General features: G+C 54.8%; 24 protein-coding genes and 1 tRNA gene. 17 read left to right on the top strand and 8 right to left on the bottom strand.

Annotation, left to right across the window (positions count from 1 at the left end):
* The first annotated feature begins 34 nt into the window (after positions 1-34).
* Genes mnmG through HB779_RS04270 form a run of 4 tightly spaced genes read left to right on the top strand, consistent with a single transcriptional unit; the run spans position 35 to position 4347 of the window.
* Positions 35-1927, top strand: a complete 1893-nt coding sequence (mnmG, locus tag HB779_RS04285; RefSeq protein ID WP_371823911.1) for a tRNA uridine-5-carboxymethylaminomethyl(34) synthesis enzyme MnmG — start codon at positions 35-37, stop codon at positions 1925-1927.
* Entirely contained in the window at positions 1924-2568 is a 645-nt protein-coding gene (gene rsmG, locus HB779_RS04280) for a 16S rRNA (guanine(527)-N(7))-methyltransferase RsmG (RefSeq protein ID WP_188344563.1), read from the top strand. Before mnmG ends, rsmG begins: the two co-directional genes overlap by 4 nt.
* Positions 2569-2624: 56 nt before the next feature.
* A complete protein-coding gene (locus HB779_RS04275; protein WP_188344562.1) occupies positions 2625-3419 on the top strand; it encodes a ParA family protein in 795 nt (264 codons plus the stop codon).
* Positions 3420-3462: 43 nt separating this feature from the next.
* Positions 3463-4347 carry a ParB/RepB/Spo0J family partition protein gene (locus HB779_RS04270; protein WP_188345768.1) on the top strand — a complete coding sequence of 295 codons (885 nt, stop codon included), beginning with the start codon at positions 3463-3465 and terminating at the stop codon, positions 4345-4347.
* Between the two features lie 92 nt (positions 4348-4439).
* Here HB779_RS04270 and holA read toward each other — a convergent pair whose 3' ends face one another.
* Entirely contained in the window at positions 4440-5489 is a 1050-nt protein-coding gene (gene holA, locus HB779_RS04265; protein ID WP_188344561.1) for a DNA polymerase III subunit delta, read from the bottom strand.
* A 143-nt stretch (positions 5490-5632) separates the two neighbouring features.
* A tRNA-Gly gene (locus HB779_RS04260) sits at positions 5633-5707 on the bottom strand.
* A 234-nt stretch (positions 5708-5941) separates the two neighbouring features.
* On the opposite strand from HB779_RS04260, the gene HB779_RS04255 reads away from it, so the two are divergent.
* The 7 genes from HB779_RS04255 to HB779_RS04225 all read left to right on the top strand — a co-directional run bounded on the left by HB779_RS04255 (position 5942) and on the right by HB779_RS04225 (position 10032).
* Positions 5942-6451, top strand: coding sequence for a prolyl-tRNA synthetase associated domain-containing protein (locus HB779_RS04255; protein WP_188345767.1), 510 nt, complete (start codon positions 5942-5944; stop codon positions 6449-6451).
* A gap of 51 nt (positions 6452-6502) precedes the next feature.
* The gene (gene trxA, locus HB779_RS04250; protein ID WP_371823910.1) at positions 6503-7498 is read left to right on the top strand and encodes a thioredoxin; all 996 of its coding nucleotides are present in this window, start codon (positions 6503-6505) and stop codon (positions 7496-7498) included.
* A 63-nt stretch (positions 7499-7561) separates the two neighbouring features.
* Positions 7562-8224: an LON peptidase substrate-binding domain-containing protein gene (locus HB779_RS04245; RefSeq protein WP_188344559.1), complete on the top strand. Its 663-nt coding sequence runs from the start codon at positions 7562-7564 to the stop codon at positions 8222-8224.
* 22 nt (positions 8225-8246) lie between these two features.
* The gene (locus HB779_RS04240; RefSeq protein ID WP_188344558.1) at positions 8247-8441 is read left to right on the top strand and encodes a Trm112 family protein; all 195 of its coding nucleotides are present in this window, start codon (positions 8247-8249) and stop codon (positions 8439-8441) included.
* A 64-nt stretch (positions 8442-8505) separates the two neighbouring features.
* Positions 8506-9081: a TetR/AcrR family transcriptional regulator gene (locus tag HB779_RS04235; RefSeq protein WP_188344557.1), complete on the top strand. Its 576-nt coding sequence runs from the start codon at positions 8506-8508 to the stop codon at positions 9079-9081.
* An 80-nt stretch (positions 9082-9161) separates the two neighbouring features.
* Positions 9162-9584, top strand: coding sequence for a metallopeptidase family protein (locus HB779_RS04230; RefSeq protein WP_188344556.1), 423 nt, complete (start codon positions 9162-9164; stop codon positions 9582-9584).
* 94 nt (positions 9585-9678) lie between these two features.
* On the top strand, positions 9679-10032 hold the full coding sequence (locus tag HB779_RS04225) for a hypothetical protein (protein WP_244642462.1): 354 nt from the start codon (positions 9679-9681) through the stop codon (positions 10030-10032).
* Here the strand turns inward: HB779_RS04225 and HB779_RS04220 are convergent.
* The gene (locus HB779_RS04220; RefSeq protein ID WP_188344554.1) at positions 10029-10235 is read right to left on the bottom strand and encodes a DUF1737 domain-containing protein; all 207 of its coding nucleotides are present in this window, start codon (positions 10233-10235) and stop codon (positions 10029-10031) included. The genes HB779_RS04225 and HB779_RS04220 overlap by 4 nt on opposite strands.
* Positions 10236-10300: 65 nt before the next feature.
* Positions 10301-11179, bottom strand: a complete 879-nt coding sequence (locus HB779_RS04215; RefSeq protein WP_188344553.1) for a CoA ester lyase — start codon at positions 11177-11179, stop codon at positions 10301-10303.
* Between the two features lie 145 nt (positions 11180-11324).
* Between HB779_RS04215 and leuD the strand changes: the two genes are divergently transcribed.
* Positions 11325-11930, top strand: a complete 606-nt coding sequence (gene leuD / locus HB779_RS04210; protein ID WP_188345766.1) for a 3-isopropylmalate dehydratase small subunit — start codon at positions 11325-11327, stop codon at positions 11928-11930.
* 170 nt (positions 11931-12100) lie between these two features.
* Here leuD and HB779_RS04205 read toward each other — a convergent pair whose 3' ends face one another.
* Positions 12101-13135 carry an aspartate-semialdehyde dehydrogenase gene (locus HB779_RS04205; protein WP_188344552.1) on the bottom strand — a complete coding sequence of 345 codons (1035 nt, stop codon included), beginning with the start codon at positions 13133-13135 and terminating at the stop codon, positions 12101-12103.
* A 559-nt stretch (positions 13136-13694) separates the two neighbouring features.
* On the opposite strand from HB779_RS04205, the gene HB779_RS04200 reads away from it, so the two are divergent.
* Entirely contained in the window at positions 13695-15578 is a 1884-nt protein-coding gene (locus HB779_RS04200; protein WP_188344551.1) for an MFS transporter, read from the top strand.
* Positions 15579-15643: 65 nt separating this feature from the next.
* On the opposite strand, the gene leuB is transcribed toward HB779_RS04200, so the two are convergent.
* The gene (leuB, locus tag HB779_RS04195) at positions 15644-16756 is read right to left on the bottom strand and encodes a 3-isopropylmalate dehydrogenase (RefSeq protein ID WP_188344550.1); all 1113 of its coding nucleotides are present in this window, start codon (positions 16754-16756) and stop codon (positions 15644-15646) included.
* Between the two features lie 226 nt (positions 16757-16982).
* Here leuB and HB779_RS04190 point away from each other — a divergent pair, with 226 nt between their 5' ends.
* The 3 genes from HB779_RS04190 (at position 16983) to HB779_RS04180 (ending at position 19600) form a co-directional block, all read left to right on the top strand.
* Positions 16983-17375: a hypothetical protein gene (locus HB779_RS04190; protein ID WP_188344549.1), complete on the top strand. Its 393-nt coding sequence runs from the start codon at positions 16983-16985 to the stop codon at positions 17373-17375.
* 117 nt (positions 17376-17492) lie between these two features.
* Positions 17493-18167: a response regulator transcription factor gene (locus HB779_RS04185; RefSeq protein ID WP_188344548.1), complete on the top strand. Its 675-nt coding sequence runs from the start codon at positions 17493-17495 to the stop codon at positions 18165-18167.
* Positions 18164-19600 (top strand): HAMP domain-containing sensor histidine kinase, encoded by a 1437-nt coding sequence (locus tag HB779_RS04180; RefSeq protein ID WP_188344547.1) that lies wholly within the window; start codon positions 18164-18166, stop codon positions 19598-19600. Before HB779_RS04185 ends, HB779_RS04180 begins: the two co-directional genes overlap by 4 nt.
* A 36-nt stretch (positions 19601-19636) precedes the next feature.
* On the opposite strand, the gene HB779_RS04175 is transcribed toward HB779_RS04180, so the two are convergent.
* Together HB779_RS04175 and HB779_RS04170 are read right to left on the bottom strand one after the other, a co-directional pair.
* Positions 19637-20095, bottom strand: a complete 459-nt coding sequence (locus tag HB779_RS04175) for a GNAT family N-acetyltransferase (RefSeq protein ID WP_188344546.1) — start codon at positions 20093-20095, stop codon at positions 19637-19639.
* Positions 20096-20169: 74 nt separating this feature from the next.
* Positions 20170-20640, bottom strand: a complete 471-nt coding sequence (locus HB779_RS04170; protein WP_188344545.1) for a MarR family winged helix-turn-helix transcriptional regulator — start codon at positions 20638-20640, stop codon at positions 20170-20172.
* A gap of 161 nt (positions 20641-20801) precedes the next feature.
* On the opposite strand from HB779_RS04170, the gene HB779_RS04165 reads away from it, so the two are divergent.
* The gene (locus tag HB779_RS04165; RefSeq protein ID WP_188344544.1) at positions 20802-21224 is read left to right on the top strand and encodes an organic hydroperoxide resistance protein; all 423 of its coding nucleotides are present in this window, start codon (positions 20802-20804) and stop codon (positions 21222-21224) included.
* Positions 21225-21382: the final 158 nt, after the last annotated feature.

Here is a 21382-nt window from a genome sequence, read left to right as displayed (position 1 = left end):
CTCAGGACACGGATTTGACCATCAAGACGGTGAAATCGAATCTCGGAAAGTTTGGCTCGTGGAAGACATTTTTGACGTCATCGTTATCGGTGGTGGGCACGCTGGATGTGAAGCGGCCGCAGCTTCCGCACGCTTTGGCGCACAGACTGCCCTTGTCACTCATAGAGCTGATACGATCGGCGTTATGTCTTGTAACCCCGCCATTGGTGGTCTCGGTAAGGGGCACCTGGTTCGAGAGATTGATGCATTGGATGGCCTTATGGGACGGGTCGCGGACGCTGCCGGTATCCAGTTTCGGCTGCTCAATCGAAGAAAAGGCCCGGCGGTACGTGGTCCACGCACGCAAGCGGATCGCAAGCTTTATCGGCTGGCCATGCAAGCTGCGATTGCTGAACAAGCAAACTTGGCTGTTGTTGAAGGCGGAGCCAACGACCTTGTCATTAAGAACGGTAAGATCGCGGGTGTCCAACTCATGGATGGACGTGTTCTTGCTTGTCAGACAGTGGTTCTGACGACGGGTACATTCCTGCGCGGCCTTATCCATATCGGCGAAAAGAAGATACCGGCCGGCCGCATGGGTGAAGCTCCTGCTCTCGGCTTGTCAGAAACCTTGACAAAGCACGAGTTTGCCTTGGGCCGCTTAAAGACCGGGACACCACCTCGCCTCGATGGGCGTACGATCGATTGGGCTGCGCTCGAGGTCCAATCTGCCGATGAGGATCCTTTGCCGTTCTCGCTAATGACGGACGCGATCACTAATCAGCAGATTGATTGCGGGATTACCCGGACAACGCTGGAATCCCATGCGATCATTCGCGCCAATCTGCATCGTTCCGCGATGTACTCTGGATCGATAGAAGGCATCGGGCCGCGCTACTGCCCGTCAGTGGAAGATAAGATCGTCAAGTTTGGCGACCGCGATGGCCATCAGATCTTTCTCGAACCAGAAGGATTGGACGATGATACGGTTTATCCAAACGGTATCTCAACCTCCCTCCCCGAGGAAGTGCAGCTGGAAATCCTGAAGACAATCCCTGGATTGGAACGGGCGATTATGCTGCAACCGGGATACGCGATTGAATATGATTTTATTGATCCGCGTGAGCTTGATCGCTGCTTGCAGACGCGGCGTATCGGCGGCTTGTTTTTGGCCGGGCAAATCAATGGTACGACCGGCTATGAAGAAGCTGCCGCTCAGGGCCTGCTGGCCGGATTGAACGCGGCGCGAATTGCTGGCGGCATTGACCCCGTTATCATTCAAAGGACAGAAGCTTACATTGGCGTGATGGTTGATGATCTGACGTCGCGCGGGGTAAGCGAGCCCTATCGTATGTTTACCTCGAGAGCAGAGTATCGGCTTTCACTTCGCGCCGATAATGCCGACGAACGCTTGACGCCTATGGCGGAACGGCTTGGGATATTGGGACCTGCCCGCCAAGCACGTTTTGACGAAAGGACCGTGCAGTTGAATGAAGCGCGTGATCTTGCCAGACGTTTGACGATCACGCCCAATGCAGCAGCATCGGTCGATTTGCATCTCAATCAGGATGGCGTTAGACGCTCGGCCTACGAGTTGATGGCTTTCCCCGATATCGATTTTGCGCGCGTAGCGCGTATCTGGCCCGAACTGGGAGCGATCCCGGCCCGAATAGCTAGCGCGCTTGAAATTGAGGCACAATATGCGGTTTATTTGGAGCGCCAGAAAGCCGATGTCGCTGCGATGGAACGCGAGGAAGCGCTTCTTATCCCCGCCAACATTGATTTCTCTGTTGTTTCGGGCCTCTCCAATGAGTTGAAGCAGAAACTAAAACAACGTCAGCCAAAGTCCGTTGCTGAGGCGCAGCGTATTGATGGTATGACGCCCGCCGCTCTCGCGCTTATTATCGCCCAAATCCGCCGGGCCTCTGTTGTTAGAGATGCGGCGTGAGCGATTGGCGGGAGAAACGGCTCAGACAGGTCCTGCCAACTGTTTCACGTGAAACAGTTGAGCGTCTGTTTGGCTTTGAAGATCTCTTTCGTAAGTGGTCAAAGGCGATCAACCTCGCCTCGCCCACTACGCTTGATGAATTGTGGGAACGCCACATTATCGATAGCGCGCAGCTCTATACTCTCATCCCCCCTGCCAAGAAATGGCTGGATCTCGGCTCCGGCGGCGGGTTTCCCGGTGTTGTACTTGCCATTCTTCTTAAAGAGACAAGTGATGGTCAGATCGATCTCGTTGAAAGCAATGGCAAGAAGGCAGCTTTTCTGCGCACAGCTCTAGGACAATTCTCCGCGCCAGGAAATGTTCATGCGGCTCGAATTGATGCTATTTGGACAAAAATCGCGCAACCGAATGTTGTTACGGCGCGCGCGCTGGCTTCCTTAAGCGATCTTTTCACGCTGACAGAGCCGTGGCTGACGCATGGCGCAACGGCGCTTTTTCAAAAAGGCCGGGATTACCGGCGCGAGCTTGATGAAACCCGTGACGACTGGTCGTTTGATCTGGTACAACATAAAAGCGTGGTCGATGTTGAGTCGGTTGTGCTGCAAATCAGCAATTTGCGGCGTAACCGGATTGCCAGCTAAGACCCCATATCTCGATTCCGGTCGTTGATAACGATGTTTTGCTTAGGAAGACAGTGATGAACAGTCAGACTCGTATCATTACCATAGCCAATCAAAAGGGTGGTGTCGGCAAAACCACGACCGCCATTAACCTGGCAACAGCGCTTGCCGCAATTGGTGAAAATGTTTTGATCGTTGATCTTGATCCGCAGGGCAACGCCAGTACCGGCCTTGGTATTGATCGCAAGAATCGCGAGTTGTCATCGTATGATGTGCTCGTGCAGACTGCGACTGTTGAAGAAGCTGCTATTCCAACAGCGGTCCCCAATCTGTCATTGATTCCCTCAACACTTGATCTCCTTGGTGTTGAAATGGAAATCGCCGGATCGAGTGATCGCGCCACGCGCTTGCGTAAAGCCTTTCGGAATAACAATTCCGCATCACCTTTTACCTATATTCTGATCGATTGCCCACCGTCTCTCAATCTTTTGACGATGAATGCCATGGCTGCTGCAGATTCGGTCCTCGTGCCGTTACAATGCGAATTCTTCGCGCTGGAGGGCTTAAGTCAGCTGTTGGAGACGGTTAATCAGGTGCGGACAGCACTCAACCCGACTTTGACCATTCAAGGTATTGTGCTCACCATGTTTGATGGACGCAACAATCTGGCAACCCAGGTTGTGGATGATGTTCGCTCATTCATGGGCGATAAAGTGTATCGCACCGTCATTCCGCGCAATGTCCGTGTTTCAGAAGCGCCATCCTATGGAACGCCTGCTATTCTTTATGACCTCAAATGTGCCGGCAGTCAGGCTTATCTGCAGTTGGCGTCGGAAGTTATTCAAAGAGAGCGGCATTTGCGGGCTGCTTGATCGATTCGAATACGAAACATTTATGATATGAAAGCCTATGACAATGAATGAAGATCCGTCAAAAAAGCGTCTTGGCCGCGGTCTTGCTGCACTCATCGGTGAGATGGACCGGTTGCCGGAAGAAAATGTGCCGCCGCGCATCGCCACTCTCGACCGTCAGATTCCCATTGAATTCGTAACGCGCAATCCGCGCAATCCCCGCCGGCTGTTCACGGAAGGTGATCTCGAGGACTTGACACAGTCGATTCGCGAGCATGGCATTGTACAACCGGTTGTTGTTCGTCCTGCGAAAGATCTGCCAGATCGTTTCGAACTGATTGCCGGTGAACGCCGCTGGCGCGCCGCGCAGCGCGCCGGATTGACGACTATTCCTGTTATTATCCGCGAGGTTGACGATCGTGTTGCACTTGAGTTGGCTATCATCGAAAACGTTCAGCGTGCGGATCTTAATCCGATCGAAGAAGGCATGGGCTATCAGCTGCTGATCGATGACCATGATTATACTCAAGCGGATCTTGCGCAGGTGATTGGCAAGAGCCGTAGCCACGTGGCCAACACGCTGCGTTTGCTGAAGCTACCGGAACCTGTGCGGGACATGATTACCAACGGTGCGCTTTCTGCGGGTCATGCCAGAACGTTGATCACCGCTGAAAACCCGAATGCCCTCGCCGATCGTATCATTCGTGATGGTCTTTCTGTTCGTCAGGCGGAGGCTTTGGCCCAAGGCAGCGGCAACAAGCCGGCGCCCAAGGTCAAGGCGGATAATGATGAAAACAAGGACGCGGATACACGGGCGCTAGAGAAACTTCTCTCAGATGTTACCGGTATGCGCGTAACGGTCAATCATCAGGCCAGGGGTGGTGATGTGCGTATTCACTACACAACGCTGGAACAGCTCGACGAGATTTGCCGTCGTCTGCAAAGTTGATGCATTCAGGCCATTTTTGCTAAAAAATCTATTGTATTCAAATAGTTAGAGTGTTTACGGCGAATCGTTACGTAGCGGGTCGTCTGGACCATCTACCGCGTGTTCCGCCCGGCCCTGGCTGCTTCTGCGGCCAAGGCTATCAGCGATTGCCGGATAATCGGAATGGAGAGCGGCGCGTTACGGCGGCTGTCGAGCACCGTGCGCTGCAAACGTTCAATGGCGCGGGCACAGGATTGCGTGCTCCAGCGTTGAAGCGCGGTTTCAACCAGGCGACGCCGGGAAAAGAAAACCGGAGGACGCGCGGCCGCTACGACAGAGCCCGCGTTCTTGCCCTCAGTTTCCATGCCGTAACGCAGGGATTGCAGTGTTTGGAACTGCCTGATAGCGGAACTGAGGATCAGGAAGCTGGACGAGCCAGATCCAATGACGCGGTCAAAGGCATGGGTGAAATCCGTCATGTTACCGGTCATCAGGGCGTCGATGATCGTCTCATATGATGTAGCGCTGACGTCACCAATAATATCACGGACGTCCTCAATGGTGATACGCTCGCGGCCGTGCGCGTAAAGACAGATTTTTTCAAGTTCCGCACGGGTTGCCAAACGATCCCCTCCAAGGCTTTCCTTGAGCAGGTTGCGCGCGTCGAGCGTGATTTGCAGCCGGTTTCTGGTGAGCATATCGTCAATGGTTGCGTCCACACCCTTTGCATCGTCGCTGTAGCAAGGCAGAGCCATGGCGCTGGCACTTTGTTCGACAATTCCGCGCAGGCCGGCGCCCTTTTTCAGATCTCCAGCTTCGATCAGTATGAATGTATCTACCGGTGGATTCTTGGTCAGATGCGTCACGGCATCTGCCAGCCCCTTTTGTCCCGCAGCGTTACGTACCCAGATCAGACGCTCGCCGCCGAACATGGAAATGGTGTTGGCTTCATCGGACAACCTTCCCGGCTCGGCTTGAACATCGTCGGCCTCGAGGCGGATGACGGCAAAGGGATCGTCCTGAGCAAGGCCGGTCAGCTTAATGAACACTCCAGCTCTTTCGCTGACAAGGCCTTTATCTGGTCCGTACAACAGCACAATCGGATAGGCGCGATCGAGCCTTTTCAGGAAGGAATCAACCTCATGTGCTTTCTTTTGTGCCATGGCTCAAGGGTTTAGCGGATTGGCAGGGGAAAGCAATTACCGGCTTCCGGCGCAAGCGCTAATCAGTTGTTTTGTTCAGGTGAAGCAATACTTGAAAAGCAAAAAGACCCGGTAAAAACCGGGCCCTTTGAACTTCTGATGACTGGAGCGGGAGAAGGGATTCGAACCCTCGACCCCAACCTTGGCAAGGTTGTGCTCTACCCCTGAGCTACTCCCGCATGTGCCAGTCAATCTTGCGAAGCGGGTGCTATATGACCCAAGCACAGACCAATTGCAACAGGGAAATTTCGACTTTATGACGATATTCGAAAAAAATCGGGAATGGCTGTGTCTGCTGCGACCGGTCGTCTGATGAAACGCTTGTGCCACTTGGTTTTTGCTTGAGGGTCCGTGCGGAAGCGATTAGGACAACAAAAGCATATTTCGTGCGACCCCACTGCAAGAGAGACATTATGCCCAAGACATTCGACGAACTGATGCAAAAATTCGACGAACTTGGAATCAAGGTGTCAACGATTCGGCATGCACCGGTGTTTACTGTTGCCGAAGCGCAGGATCTGCGTGGCCAGGTGCCCGGTGCGCATACGAAGAATCTGTTTCTGAAGGACAAGAAGGATAATTTCTTCCTCGTGACCGTGGGCGAGCTAGCCGAGGTGGACCTTAAAACAATTCATACAAAGATCGGTGCTGCAAGCCGCGTGTCCTTTGGCAAACCGGAAAAACTGATGGAATATCTGGGTCTTGTTCCGGGTGCTGTTAGCTCGCTCGGCGCGATCAATGATACGGAGCAGCAGGTCAAGGTGGTGCTGGATGCGGCTCTTATGCAAAATGAGATTATCAACGCGCATCCTTTGAGCAATGACGCCACCACATCGATCAAAAGCAGTGACCTTTTGGTCTTCCTTAGGGCAACCGGACATGAGCCTATGATCTTGAAAATAGATGAGTCCAACCCAACCTGAGTGCAGGCGCCGCCAATGCGCTTGGCGGACGTTTAATCACGTGACCGGCGGATACGGGAGAATTTCATGAGCAACACAGATAACCCGTTCAGTGGCGGCTATGGCAGCGCATCTGGCACAACAACAGTGTCTTATGGTGGTGCGGCTTCGTCAGCGCCGTCAGCGGTAGCAGGAAGCCTGATCAAGGACACGACAACTGCGGGTTTTGCTGCGGATGTTATTGCCGAATCAAAAAACCAACCGGTATTGGTCGATTTCTGGGCGCCATGGTGCGGTCCCTGCAAACAATTGACTCCGATTATTGAAAAAGTGGTTCAAGCGGCTGCGGGCCGGGTGAAACTCGTCAAGATGAACATTGATGATCATCCAGCGATCGCGGGCCAATTGGGTATCCAGTCGATTCCGGCAGTTATCGCCTTTGCGGACGGCAAGCCTGTCGATGGCTTCATGGGTGCCCTACCCGAATCCAAAGTGCAGGAGTTTATTGACCGTATTGCTTCGCCCGATGGCGGACGCGATGCGGCGATTCAATCGGCGCTGGAAGCTGCGACAGCGGCTGTTGATGCGGGTGATACCCAACAGGCGGCCCAGATTTATTCTGCCATCCTTGCCGAGATGCCCGATCATGTGGCTGCGCTGGGCGGCCTTGCCAACAGTTTGATCGAACTCGGTGATCTGGATCAGGCCAAGGTGGTTCTTGAGCAGGTTCCGGCCGACAAGAAAGAAGATGCTGGCGTGCGCGCTGCCGAGGCGAAGATTGCATTGGCTGATCAGGTGGCGAAGCTGGGAGATCCGGTTGCGCTGGAAGCCAGACTGCAGACTAACCCCAAGGACCATCAGGCGCGATACGATCTTGCGATGATCCTTAACGCCACCGGTAGGCGTGATGAGGCTGCCGATCATCTTCTCGCCATCATGAAGGCAGATCGTGCCTGGAACGACGATGGTGCCCGTAAACAGCTGCTGCAGTTTTTCGAGGCGTGGGGTGCGGGTGATCCAGCCTCTCTGGCTGCAAGGCGTAAATTATCGTCTTTGCTGTTTTCCTGAGCGAAATAGGGCACAATAGCGCTTGGTCCGCGTTATATCAGGACCATCCGTTGGGAGCATACAATGCAAGCAGGCAATGTCCGCTATCGGACACTGGAAAATATACCCGAAAGCGTACCGATTTTTCCGCTTTCAGGGGCTTTGTTGTTGCCCGGTGGTCAATTGCCGCTGAATATTTTTGAGCTGCGTTATCTTGCTATGGTGGATGCTGCTTTAAGCGGAAAACGTATCATAGGAATGATCCAGCCACGGTTTGACCAAGGCGAGGAAGAAGCGGACGAATTGTGTGAGGTTGGGTGCCTTGGACGCATCACGTCTTTTGCCGAGACCGGCGATGGCCGTGTGCTGATCACGCTGCAAGGCATTTGCCGGTTTCGTATCGTCAACGAGCTTTCCACCCGCACTCCGTTTCGCCAGTGCAAGATTGCGCCGCTTTTGGCAGATCTGGATGAAGCAGACGATTCGGAAGTGGACAGGACGGCCTTACTCCGCGTTTTCAGGGCCTATCTTGACGCCAATAATCTTGAAGCTGACTGGGATGGCATTTCCCGTGCCGGCAATGAAACGCTGGTCAATGCCCTCGCCATGATGTCGCCGTTCGGTGCGGCAGAAAAGCAGGCATTGCTTGAAGCAGCGGATCTCAAAACCCGTGCTGAAACGCTGATTGCCATTACCGAGATTTCGCTGGCCAAAGATCAGGATGATTACGAGTCGAGTTTGCAGTGAGCAAACTCAGGAGGATACATCAATGACCGACCCGAAACGCGAACCGACAATTGACCGCAAACTGCTGGAACTCTTGGTTTGTCCGCTGACCAAAGGATCGCTCGTTTATGATCAGGAGAAGTCGGAACTGATTTCGAAATCGGCCCATCTGGCCTATCCAATCCGTGATGGAATACCGATTATGCTGCCATCCGAGGCGCGCGCCATTGAGGACTAGTGGATTTGCTGCAAAACTGTCACGATACGAGTCAGCTGAATGACTGACTTTTGATGGTAAGCACATGGCAAAGCGGAACGATAAGCGTGATATTCTGGTGGCCACCGCTGCGGGATTGTTCTGGCGGCAGGGCTTTACAGTCACCAGTCTCGCCCACATCGCGGCAGAATCGGGTATCCCGCTCGGCAATATCTACTACTATTTCAAGAGCAAGGCAGAACTGGCACGCGGCGTCGCGGATATTTTTGTTGCTGAAACCGAGGGGATGCTGACGGAAATCGTCGAAACGGATCAGGATCCACGCCGGCGTCTGCAGCTTTTGATCGAAAAGCTCGCCCATTCGCTGAAAAGCCGCGTCGAGAATGGATGTCCTATCGCTTTGGGAATACGGGATTTTCGTCATGAATCGCCGGATGCGGCAGAGCGGGCGGCAGAAGTCTTCAGCCTTCTCATCGGTTTCATTGGCCGGGAGTTGGGACGAACGGGCATCCGCCCGTCAACGGCACTGGGAACAGCGCGTAGCGCTGTGGTGGAATGGCAGGGCGGCATTATGCTTGCGCATGGCCTAAAAGACCCAACGGTGCTCGCAGAGAGCTTTCGGCGCATGGAACGGCTGCTTATCCTATCAACAGCACGCTAGCTAGGAGCGCATTACCACGGCCTCTCGCATACTTGACGCAAAAGCACTATATGACAGCGTAAAGTGCCCCAGGAGTTTTAATGGCCCGTCGTAACCAAACCGCAGATTGGGGCAACCGCCTCTCCCCGGCCTTGGCCGAGATCGAATCTCTGGCCATCGAGGCCTATGCGCATCTGCCTGAACATTTTCGCGCACTTTGCGGTAATATCACTATCCAAATATCTGAATTTCCTGACGATCAGATCGTGGAGGACATGGGTCTCGAATCGCCATTCGATCTGCTGGGCCTGTTCGAAGGGCGCGGCATTGGCGAACGTTTCTCACTGCAGACAGGTGACCAGCCCAATAAGATCACAATCTACAGGCGAGCTGTGCTCGACTATTGGGCGGAGTATGAAGAAGCACTGGGCGATATCGTCACCCATATTCTTATCCACGAAATTGGTCATCATTTCGGAATGTCAGACGAAGACATGGAACGTATCGAGGCCAGCGTCGAATAATTTTCTGCTGCTCACAACCTGCCTTTTCTTTTTATCTGGATAGGCTATTTCTCTTTGCAATCAAAATCTTGTTGTTCTGGTGAGGAGATGTGTCTTGGCGGACTACGCAACACCGGCTGAGCTCTATCAGGCATTGAAGTCCGCATGGAGCACGGAAAGCTCCGGCTCGTGGAGCGCGGATAACCCGGCCAAGGGGCAGTGCAGTGTCACATCACTTGTGGTGCAGGATCTGTTCGGCGGCTCGATACTGAAAACCAAGACGCATGGCGGAACACATTTCTACAATGTTATTGATGGGGTTCGTTGGGATTTGACAGTTAGCCAATTCGACCGGCCCATCCCTTTTGAAGACAGGCCGGCCATGCGCGAAGATGCCATGGCCGACACATCGGAGCAATTATATCAAGCGCTTAAGCGCCGTTTGGGTTTGCTGGCCGACGTCGATTAATAGTCACTGAGCTTGATGCCCGGCTCGTAATCCACACCATCAACGTCCTTCACGACCGCCTGACCGCACTGCATGAGTCCGGTGACGGAATTGAAGGCATAGGTGGGTGAGCCATAGATATGCCAGCCTTTGTTTGCGGCTGCTGTCACCTTGTGACAGAAGCTGGCATCATCAGGACCGGTTAAAAAGCGATAAAGTTTCATATATGACTCCTGTCATTTGCACATTTTCGCCACAATCTGATGGGTCTTGCCTCATTTTAGCCTGATTATGACGGGCTTTTCTGCCCTTTTTCCAAAAGCGTTGTTGCGTGATCCAGATGCAGCCGCTCGACCATTTTTCCGTCGAGCGCGATTGCTCCCTTGCCAGCATTTTCGGGAAGAGCGAAAGCGGCGACTATGGCACGTGCCTGCGCAAGCGCGGCCTCATCCGGCTGAAACGCACGGTTCGCCGTTTCAATCTGGGCGGGGTGGATCAGCGTCTTGCCGTTGAAACCCATCTGCACGCCCTGCGTGCATTCGGCTGTAAAGCCTTGGGCATCGGCAAAGTCGTTATAGACTCCGTCAATGACGTCGATATTGCCAGCCTTGGCACAAAGGACGATCTGCATCAGCCATGGCACGAGATAGGCTCGTCCCTGCCCAAGGCTCGTGCCCGTATCCTTGGCAAGGTCATTGGTGCCAACGACAAAACAATCGAGGCGCCCGGTGGAGCGCAAGCCCAATTCAGCAATTTCGTCTGCGTTGACGATGCCGCGCGGCGTCTCGATCATCGCCCACAGCCGCACGTGTTCCGAAGCATCGGTTTCCTCTAGCACTTCGGTCACGTTGGTAACGTCCTGCGGGGTTTCGACTTTGGGCAGGAGTATGGCATCCGGCTTGCAGGCACGGGCAGCAAGCAGATCTTCGGCGCCCCATTCGCTCGCCAATGCATTGATGCGGATAATGCGCTCGGCCGTGCTCGTGGGGTTGGTACGGAAATAATCACGCAGGGCTTCGCGGGCATCTTCCTTGGCGTTGGGTGCGACGGCGTCTTCCAGATCGAAAATCACCGCGTCTGCGGCGAGGCTGACAACCTTGGCCAGAGCCTTGGCATTGGAGGCTGGAACATAGAGAACCGAGCGGCGAGGGCGGGATGGTTTGCGCATGGCACTTTTTTGCATCGAACCGGCCACCAAGACAAGTGCTATCCAGATATTGGCCCAATCTGCCACAGGGGGAAAGCCTTTGATTCGCCGCGAAGCTGGTGTAAAGCCAACATTACAGGATTACCCATCACTACAGGCAGAGATCATGGATAAGTTTACCAAGCTCACCGGCGTTGCCGCACCGTTGCCGATCATCAATATCGACACGGATATGATCATTCCGAAGGATTACCTGAAGACGATCAAGCGCACCGGACTTGGCACCGGGCTTTTCGCTGAGATGCGCTACAACGATGACGGTTCGGAGAATCCGGATTTTGTCTTGAACAAGCCAGCCTATCGCAAGTCGCAGATTCTCGTGGCCGGCGATAATTTCGGTTGCGGTTCCAGCCGCGAGCATGCGCCTTGGGCCCTGCTGGATTTCGGCATCCGCTGTGTTATCTCGACCAGCTTCGCCGATATTTTCTACAACAATTGCTTCAAGAACGGGATTCTACCGATCCGCGTCAGCCACGAAGATCTCGACAAGCTGATGGACGACGCGCAACGCGGGTCCAATGCGACATTGACGATCGATCTCGAAGAGCTGTCGATCAAGGGTCCCGATGGCGGTCAGATCAATTTCGAAATCGATGAATTCCGTCGCTACTGCATGTTGAATGGCCTTGATGATATCGGCCTGACCATGGAAAAGGCGACGAAGATAGACAGTTTTGAAACGGCAAATGCCGAGAAGCGCCCCTGGGCATAAGTCTTTCGACTTTCACAAAAGGCCCGGGTAACCGGGCCTTTTGTTGTTATATGCCGCCTTTCCGGCGATCAGACTTTCAGCACAGTCAATGACGGTTGCGGTTGCGGGGCGGCATAAAGAAAAGGGCGCAGTTGCCTGCGCCCTCGTACAATGCCGGTATTGAGCTCGATTTAAGCGGCCAGCTGCTTTGGCTGGATCAGGCCGCGTGCCACCAGAAGTTCAGCGATCTGGACGGTGTTGAGAGCGGCGCCCTTGCGCAGATTGTCGGAGACGATCCACAGGGACAGGCCGTTCTCGACAGTGATGTCCTCACGGATGCGCGAAATATAAGTCGCGTCTTCGCCGGCTGCTTCGTAAGGCGTGATGTAGCCGCCATCCTCATGCCGGTCGATGACCAGGCAACCCGGCGCATCGGACAGAATCTCGCGGGCTTCCTCGGCACTCATCGGGCTTTCAAACTCGATATTCACGGCTTCCGAATGGCCGATAAACACGGGGACGCGCACGCATGTCGCTGTCAGCTTGATTTTGGGGTCGAGCATCTTCTTGGTCTCGGCGACCATCTTCCACTCTTCCTTGGTATAGCCGTCTTCCATGAACACATCGATGTGCGGGATGACGTTGAAGGCAATCCGCTTGGTGAACTTCTTGGCTTCGACAGGATCAGCAACGAACACGGCCCGCGATTGCTGGAACAGTTCATCCATGCCGTCCTTGCCTGCACCGGAAACCGACTGGTAGGTGGCGATGACAAGACGCTTGATACGGGCCTTGTCATGCAACGGCTTCAGCGCGACGACGAGCTGCGCGGTCGAGCAATTCGGATTGGCAATGATATTCTTGTTGCGGAAACCAACGATCGCATCCGGATTTACTTCAGGGACGATCAGCGGCACGTTTGAATCGTAGCGCCAGGCGGAGGAATTATCGATGACGACGCAACCCTGCGCGCCGATCTTTGGCGACCATTCCTTCGATACATTGCCGCCCGCCGACATCAAGCAGATATCGGTATCGGAAAAATCATAGGTTTCGAGGTTTTTGACCTTCAGAGTACGGTCGCCAAAGGACACTTCGGTTCCCTGTGACCGGCGCGAGGCCAGCGCCACAACTTCACTGACCGGAAAGCCGCGCTCTTCCAGTATTGTCAACATTTCGCGACCCACATTGCCTGTGGCGCCTACAATCGCAACCTTGAAACTCATCTGTGCTATCTCCTGTCCCTCACCGCTCTTTGCAAAAAACCCGCTGGCCACTGCGGGTCTTTTCCCCGGGCCGGACCCGGGAGGGGGCGAGCAGGCCAAGGGAAATCAGACCGTTTTGGTGGTCGTTTTGGCCGGCATTTTGGTGGAAAGAACAGACGCGCCTGCGCATCCGGCATCAATGCCGGAACCGCTCGTCAGAAAGTGTGCAGTTGATTCGCTGCTCACGGGGCGTCTCCTTAACCTGCCACGCTTGTAGCGGCTTTCCAAAAAGAGTCAATTGTCGATTCAAAATGGAAGAATATGTCGCGTTACGCACAATTTTAGACTTTCGTCGCATAAACCGGTCTTTGCTTTCTGAAATATTTGTTCAACACTTACAGTGTGCATGGGGTGCATGACCTTTGGGGGAGAATTCCGGAGGACATTCACCGGCGTATGGTCGGTTGTGTTGCCTGGGCTTGGCAGATGGATCGTATGCAGTGACAAATCGATGGGATGTGACCGGACCTTGGGGCCTGGCATATTCTGGCGTTAATGCTGTTTTCTGGGAGGAATAGAAATGGCGACCACTTCTGTGGCTGGCAGTGCCAGCCGGGCTATGACGCGGGAAGAGAAGAAAGTTATCTTCGCTTCTTCGCTCGGGACTGTTTTCGAATGGTACGACTTTTACTTGTACGGTGCATTGGCTGGTTTTATCGGCATTGCCTTCTTTGGTGAATATCCCGAATCAACGCGCAACATCTTCGCGCTTCTGGCATTCGCGGCAGGCTTTCTGGTCCGCCCGTTCGGTGCGCTGGTTTTCGGCCGCGTCGGCGATCTCGTCGGACGCAAATACACGTTCCTTGTCACCATCCTGATCATGGGTCTGTCGACCTTCCTGGTCGGTATTCTTCCTGGCTCCGGCACGTGGGGCATCGCGGCGCCGATCATTCTGATCGTCCTGCGCATGCTGCAGGGTCTGGCACTCGGGGGTGAATATGGTGGCGCGGCCACTTATGTGGCCGAACACGCACCGAAGGACCGCCGGGGCTATTACACGTCATGGATCCAGACCACAGCAACACTCGGTCTTTTCCTCTCCTTGGTCGTCGTACTTATCGTCCAGAACTGGCTCGGCAAAGAAGCTTTTGCTGCCTGGGGCTGGCGCATTCCGTTTGTTCTTTCATTTGTACTGCTTGGGATTTCCGTGTGGATTCGTCTATCCTTGAGTGAATCGCCTGCCTTCAAGAAGATGAAGGAAGAAGGCAAGGGCTCCAAGGCGCCGCTGACGGAAGCATTCGGCCAGTGGAAGAATGCCCGGATTGCCCTGCTCGCCCTGTTCGGTCTTACGGCCGGTCAGGCTGTTGTCTGGTATTCCGGTCAGTTCTATGCGCTGTTCTTCCTGCAGAACGTGCTGAAGGTGGATGGCCAATCGGTCAATATCATGATCGCCATTGCACTGTTGCTCGGCACCGGCTTCTTCGTCTTCTTCGGCTGGCTGTCGGACAAGATCGGCCGCAAGCCGATCATCATGGCGGGTCTTGCTCTGGCAATTCTCACCTACTTCCCGCTGTTCAAGGGTTTGACGCAGGCTGCCAATCCGGCACTGGCACAGGCTGAAGCGACAGTACGTGCAACGGTAACTGCAGCGCCGGGTGACTGTACCTTCCAGTTCAACCCGGTCGGTACCGCTAAATTCACCAGTTCGTGCGATATTGCCACATCGTTCCTGTCGAAGAGCTCGGTGCCTTATGAAGTGGTTAGCGGTCCTGCCGGTCAGCCAGCTACGATCAAGCTTGGCGATACGGTCATTCCATCCTACGACGCTGTTGCTGCCGGTCCGGATGCTGCTGCCAAGAATGCGGTGCTCACGCACGATCTGAACCTTGCTTTGCAGAAGGCCGGCTTCCCGCTGGTCCGCGCACCAGCCAAGGTTGCCGATGTGAAGCTGGACGGCTTCATCAAAGCCAACCCTGAGCTGAACCTCGATGCAACAGCTGTTCGTGCGGGTGAAAAGGCCGTCACGCCGGTTGCAGACCTCGTTAAGGCGAAGCTGATCACAGCGGAACAGGCGGCCGGTGCCACTGAGATGGCGGTTTATACTGTGCCCAATGGCGGCTTGTTCAGCGTGGTTGCTGATCCGAAGGCCGTGAACTGGCCGATGACCATCGCCATTCTGTTCGTTCTCGTGCTCTATGTGACGATGGTTTATGGCCCGATTGCCGCGATCCTGGTCGAGATGTTCCCGACCCGTATCCGCTACACCGGCATGTCGCTGCCTTATCACATCGGCAACGGCTGGTTCGGTGGTCTGGTTCCGGCGATTGTTTTCGCGATGAGTGCGGCCAAGGGCGATATTTATTATGGCCTCTGGTACCCGATTGTCATCGCGGCCATGACACTGGTGATCGGCCTTATCTTCGTGCGCGAAACCAGGGGCGAAGATCTGAACGATATCAAGTAATCACAGCGCAATAAAAAGACCGGCGCGAACAATCGCGCCGGTCTTTTCTATCCAGGTGAGATTGATCAGGCAGCGAGTGCCTTGAACTTGGCCAGGATCGCGTCGCCCATCTGGGTGGTACCAACCTTGGTGCCGCCTTCCGACATGATATCGCCCGTGCGGATACCATCATCGAGAACACCGGCAATAGCGGCTTCCAGACGGTCGGCTTCTTCGACCATGTTGAAGGAATAGCGCAGGCACATCGCAAACGACGCGATCATGGCGATCGGGTTGGCGGCACCTGTCCCGGCGATATCCGGAGCTGAGCCATGCACCGGCTCATACAGCGCCTTGCGGCTGCCGGTCTTGCCATCGGGAGCACCGAGCGAGGCAGATGGCAGCATGCCGAGCGAACCGGTTAGCATGGCGGCAATATCGGACAGCATATCGCCGAACAGGTTGTCGGTGACGATCACGTCGAACTGCTTGGGCCAGCGCACCAGCTGCATGCCACCGGCATCGGCCAGCATGTGTTCAAGCTGAACATCGGAATAGCGGGCCTTGTGTGTGGCGGTGACGACTTCGTTCCACAAAACGCCCGATTTCATGACGTTGCGCTTTTCCATCGACGTGACCTTGTTGCGGCGCGTGCGTGCCAGCTCGAAGGCGACACCGGAAATGCGCTCGATCTCGTAGGTGTCATAGACCTGCGTATCGATACCGCGCTTCTGACCATTGCCAAGATCGATGATTTCCTTTGGCTCGCCGAAATAGACGCCGCCGGTGAGTTCGCGCACGATGAGAATATCAAGGCCCTCGACCACATCCTTTTTCAGGGACGAGGAATCGGCGAGCGCGGGATAGCAGATGGCCGGACGCAGGTTCGCGAATAGTTCCATATCCTTGCGCAGGCGCAGAAGACCGGCTTCCGGACGTACATCATAGGGCACGCTGTCCCATTTCGGGCCACCAACGGCGCCGAAGAGAACCGCGTCGGCTGCCATGGCCTTTGCCATGTCCGCATCGGAAATCGCTTTGCCATGAGCGTCGTAGGCAGAACCGCCGACAAGGCCTTCATCGAGCTCGAAACCGCTTTTCAGTTCAGCATTCATATAAGCAATGATTTTGCGAACTTCGGCCATTGCCTCGGGTCCAATACCGTCGCCGGGAAGAAGAAGGAGCTTTTTCGATGCCATTTCGGAGAAACCTCTGGGAGTGTTTGAAAGGGATGGCGGTTCCTTAGCGCAAGTTCAGCAAAGATGGAAAGCTTTCCGCGAAATTTTCTGGCTTGAAACAGTCCTGCAATGATTTGTGAAGCGGCAGTCACCCCTCTGCAACCCTCAGGTAATGTCGATGCAATCTTCGCGGCCTAGTTGCCGGACATGAATTTCACGCTCATGAATTTCGCTATGGGGATAAGAGATGCCTTTGAACAGCGCCCGTTACTGCAAGCGGATTACCGGAACCGCTTTTGTTCTGGCCGCCTTGGTTTTGGCCGGGTGTGCATCCGATATCATGAAGAACTATATCGGCCAGCCGGTTGAATCGGTGGTCATCGATTATGGTCCGCCGACCGGGGTGCTCGATCTTGGACCGGGTGAACGGGCCTATCAGTGGCGTAAGATATCGACCAATGCGGTTTCCGGAACATCTTCCGGCGAAGTGCGTGATACACGTCATGGCAGACGCTACATCGAAACGGAAACGCCTGGTTATGTCGAGCAGAAGGAATGTTTCTATACATTCTACGCCCGTTCTTCCGGCGGTCGCTGGTTCATTACCAATTTCCGCAAGCCGACGCTGGATTGCGAGTGATCGTGCTCACGAACCGGGTGTCGCCGCATGCCCGGCACTGCTTTTGGCTGCAAGTCATGGTAGAGATTTTGCCACAACCGGTCGCCACTGCTGACCCATTGTCAATGGAGAGTATGAATGCGCATCTTGCTGCTTGAGGACGAGCCGGAAATGGCGTCGGTCCTGAAGTCGGCGCTTGAGCGTCGCGATGTGGTTGTTGATCACGTTTCGACATTGGCCGACGCCGAAGCTATGGCAAAATTCGGTCCCTACGATGCAGTGGTTCTGGACCGGCGTTTGCCCGATGGCGAAGGCTTGAGCCTGATTCCGCGCCTGCGTGCTCTGCATGTGGATGCGCCGGTTATCGTCCTGACGGCGATGAGCAGCCTCAATGACCGCATTGCCGGTCTCGATGCCGGTGCTGACGATTATATGGTCAAGCCCTTTGCCACCGAGGAATTGATGGCGCGGTTGCGCGCTCTGCACCGGCGTCCGTTCGCCCTGCGGGCGGAGCAGACTGTAATTGGCCGCTTGACCTATGATTTTCGCCATCGGGAAGCGCTGATCGATGATCAGCCGCTGGAATTGCCGCGGCGTGAACGGCTGGTACTGGAAACGCTGATCCGCCGTCCGGGGCGCACCGTTCTGCGCGCGACGCTGGAAGAGTCGGTCTATGCCATGGATGACGAGATCGGCTCCAATGCGCTTGATGCGCATGTATCAAGGTTGCGCCGCAAGCTGGAAGACCTGGCAGCAGGTGTGGAAATCCGGGCTATACGCAATCTTGGCTATCTGCTACGGGCCACTGCATGAAGAAAATACGCCCGCGTTCGCTGCAATGGGTTCTGGTGCGCAGGCTCATTTTGCTGCAGGCGGCGACGCTTCTTATCTTCATCGCATTGTTTTCGCTGGTGCTGTGGATCGCCAATCCAAAACTGTTGGTGGACAATGAGGCGGCGGTCGATGTGCTGAAACATGCGCTCGAGCGGGATGCCAACGGCAAGATGGTCGTGCGCGAGACGGCCGAACTCAAGGCATTTTTCGAGGAATTTCCCAAGTTCTGGTACATCCTGCGTGACCAGAACGGCGAGACATTGCAGCAGGGAGATATTCCCGAAGGCTATGCCAACGATACCAGCGACCTTCTGAAAGCTGTTGACCATGCGATACTTGGGTTTCGCCAAGGCGACTTGCGGCCGGAGGCTGTGGTTTCCAAAATCGATACGAAAGCTGGCCAGGTCCAGATCATCACCTCGACGCGGTCGTCGCGCGATGAAAATGAAGGCGTTGAAATCAATATCGATGTGCAGGCCGACCTTGCGCGAAATCCGGACGGAACTACAGCCTGGATAAGGGTCATTCCCGTTCTTATCATTATTGTTGTGGCATTGCTCTTGCCCATCATCATTGTGATGGGCGTAACGACGCTGGTGACAACGCCGGCTGTTGTGCGCCGCTCTCTGGCCGGATTGGTTGCCACCGCCACACAGGCGGGGCGTATCGATATCAACAACCGGGCGATGCAATTGCCCATCGAGCAGGTACCGCTGGAAATTACGCCGCTGGTGCAGGCGTTCAACCATGCGCTTGCCCGGCTTGGACAGGGTTATGATCAGCACAACCGCTTTCTCACCGATGCAGCGCATGAATTGCGCACGCCCATTGCCATCCTGCGCACCCGTGCCGAACTGCTGACGGAAGATCCGCAGAGTGCGCGCCTGCTGCAGGATATCGAGCGCCTGTCGCACTTGGCCCAACAATTGCTGGACCGGCAGCTGCTGGATCAGCCGGTCGGGCCAGGTGAGGTTGTTGATCTGGTGACCCTGACTGCACAGATCGTTGCAGATTTTGCTCCGTTGGCGATTGCAGCCGGTTACGATCTTTCCTTCGAACCCGCAGATAAAAGCGTCTTTGCCCGGGTCAACGCTCTGCAGATCGAACAGGCGGTTGCAAACCTTATTCGCAATGCCATCGATCATAGTGGCGGCAAGGGCACTATTACCGTGCTTGTTGACGAAGCGGGTGGTATCGAGGTGCGCGATGAGGGACCCGGTATTCCCGAAGAAGAGCACGCACACGTGTTCGAGCCGTTCTACCGGCTGCGGCCACGTTCCAGCGGTGCTGGTCTGGGGCTCAACCTCACCCGGCAGATTGCCCGGCTGCATGGCGGGCAGGTGGACATATTGAGTGGGCCATGGTGCGGGGCACGCTTACGCCTGCAACTGCTGTTGGAAAAAACGGTCTGACGGATAGGCCTTTGCGTATAACTGTTGCCGTCAACATCACATTGTTGCTGGTCGTCGCATCTGAAACCCTGTTTTGCTCTGCTCAAAACCGGATTCCGCGTAGAACCTAATCGTTTCTGGTTTCTTGGAACCTGTTAGAAGCATGACTTTATAACAATCACATTCCCAAGCAGATTCAATTGCGGTCTTCAGCAAGGCACGACCATAACCCAATCTCTGATAAGCAGAGTCAGTCACAACATTCTCAACCAGACCGTACGGAGAGCCGAAACGTGTTAGATTTGGAATTATCACGAGCGTGCAGGTTGCAACGAGTTTGGTTTCTTTAAAACCTAGGAAAATTTTGCTTCCATGGAAGGCCGAGAATTGTTGCCAGATTTGTAAAGCGGTATCTGAGGGAAGAACGGGATCGTCTGGATGGAGTTGACGATAAAGCTCCAGAAGTGCCGGAAGATCGGCCGCATTGGCCGTGCGAATATGTTTCTCGTGCGACATGATTCACCCAATATCTGTCGGAAAGACGAATGCGCATTTGGTTCTTTTAAAATGCAACCAGCGGATTCAGTCTTCTATTTGGCGCCTTCGATACTCTCCACGAGATTGTCGCGCATGGTGATCAATTCGGAGCGCAGGCCCTTCGCTTCGTCCATGGTGCAGCCAAAGGCCTTGCCCATGGCAACTGGTACAGACTCGGCCTTGTCCCGCATGGCGCGACCCTCAGCTGTCAGACCAATCAGCACTTGACGCTCGTCCACGGTGTCGCGGCGGCGGGTGATCAGCCCGGCGGTTTCCAGACGCTTCAACAGTGGGGTCAACGTGCCCGAATCGAGGCTGAGCTTGTCACCGATGGCTTTCACCGTCTGGTTCTCTTCTTCCCACAGCACCACCATCGCCAGATATTGCGGATAGGTCAGGCCAAGCGCGGCAAGCCGGGGCTGATAGGCCCGTGTCACCGCATTGGCGGTGGAATAAATGGCGAAGCACAGGAAATTCTCGATTTTCAGGAGAGATTCCGGATTATTCGCGCCTGCCGTTTCCATTGTCATCACTCCATCAGTTAGCGGCCTTATAATACACAAAGCAATTAAATTGTGCATCATTTAATTTTTCATAACTCATACATGATTTCCTATTGCGCACAATTCAATTGTGTGCAATTTAATAGGCATTGAACAACCCAATACAACCAAGGAGCATCGAAATGAGCATTCTCTACACAACCAAAGCTACAGCAACCGGCGGTCGCGACGGCACGGCAGCCAGTGAAGACGGACGCCTGAAGGTGTCTCTATCGACGCCGAAGGAATTGGGCGGCAATGGCGCTGAAGGCACCAACCCGGAACAGTTGTTTGGGGCCGGTTATTCCGCCTGCTTTATCGGCGCGATGAAATTCGTCGCTTCGCAGAAGAAGATCAAACTGGCTGACGATACCTCGGTAACCGCGACCGTCGGCATTGGTCCGCGCGAAGACGGCAAGGGTTTTGGCCTTGATGTGGCTCTGGCCGTATCGCTGCCGGGCATTGATGCCGCCACAGCCCGTGAGATTGTCGATGGCGCGCATATCGTTTGCCCTTATTCGGAAGCCACGCGCAGCAACCTGAACGTTCGCATCTCGATCAACTGAGCTGTCTTGGCAGCGTTCACAGGAATCAAGACCATGAGCAAGACCGGACTGACATCACGCCGTTCCTTCCTGACAGCCGCTGCAGCGCTTGCCGCAGCCGTCAGCCTCAGGGTCAACGACGCAGACGCAGCAGACAAGAACAACAAAACCAAATCCAG

The sequence above is a fragment of the Phyllobacterium sp. 628 genome, assembly GCF_014189505.1.
Classification (GTDB): domain Bacteria; phylum Pseudomonadota; class Alphaproteobacteria; order Rhizobiales; family Rhizobiaceae; genus Phyllobacterium.
Note: the sequence above shows the minus strand (reverse complement) of the source record. Positions and strands in the feature narration are given on the sequence as shown.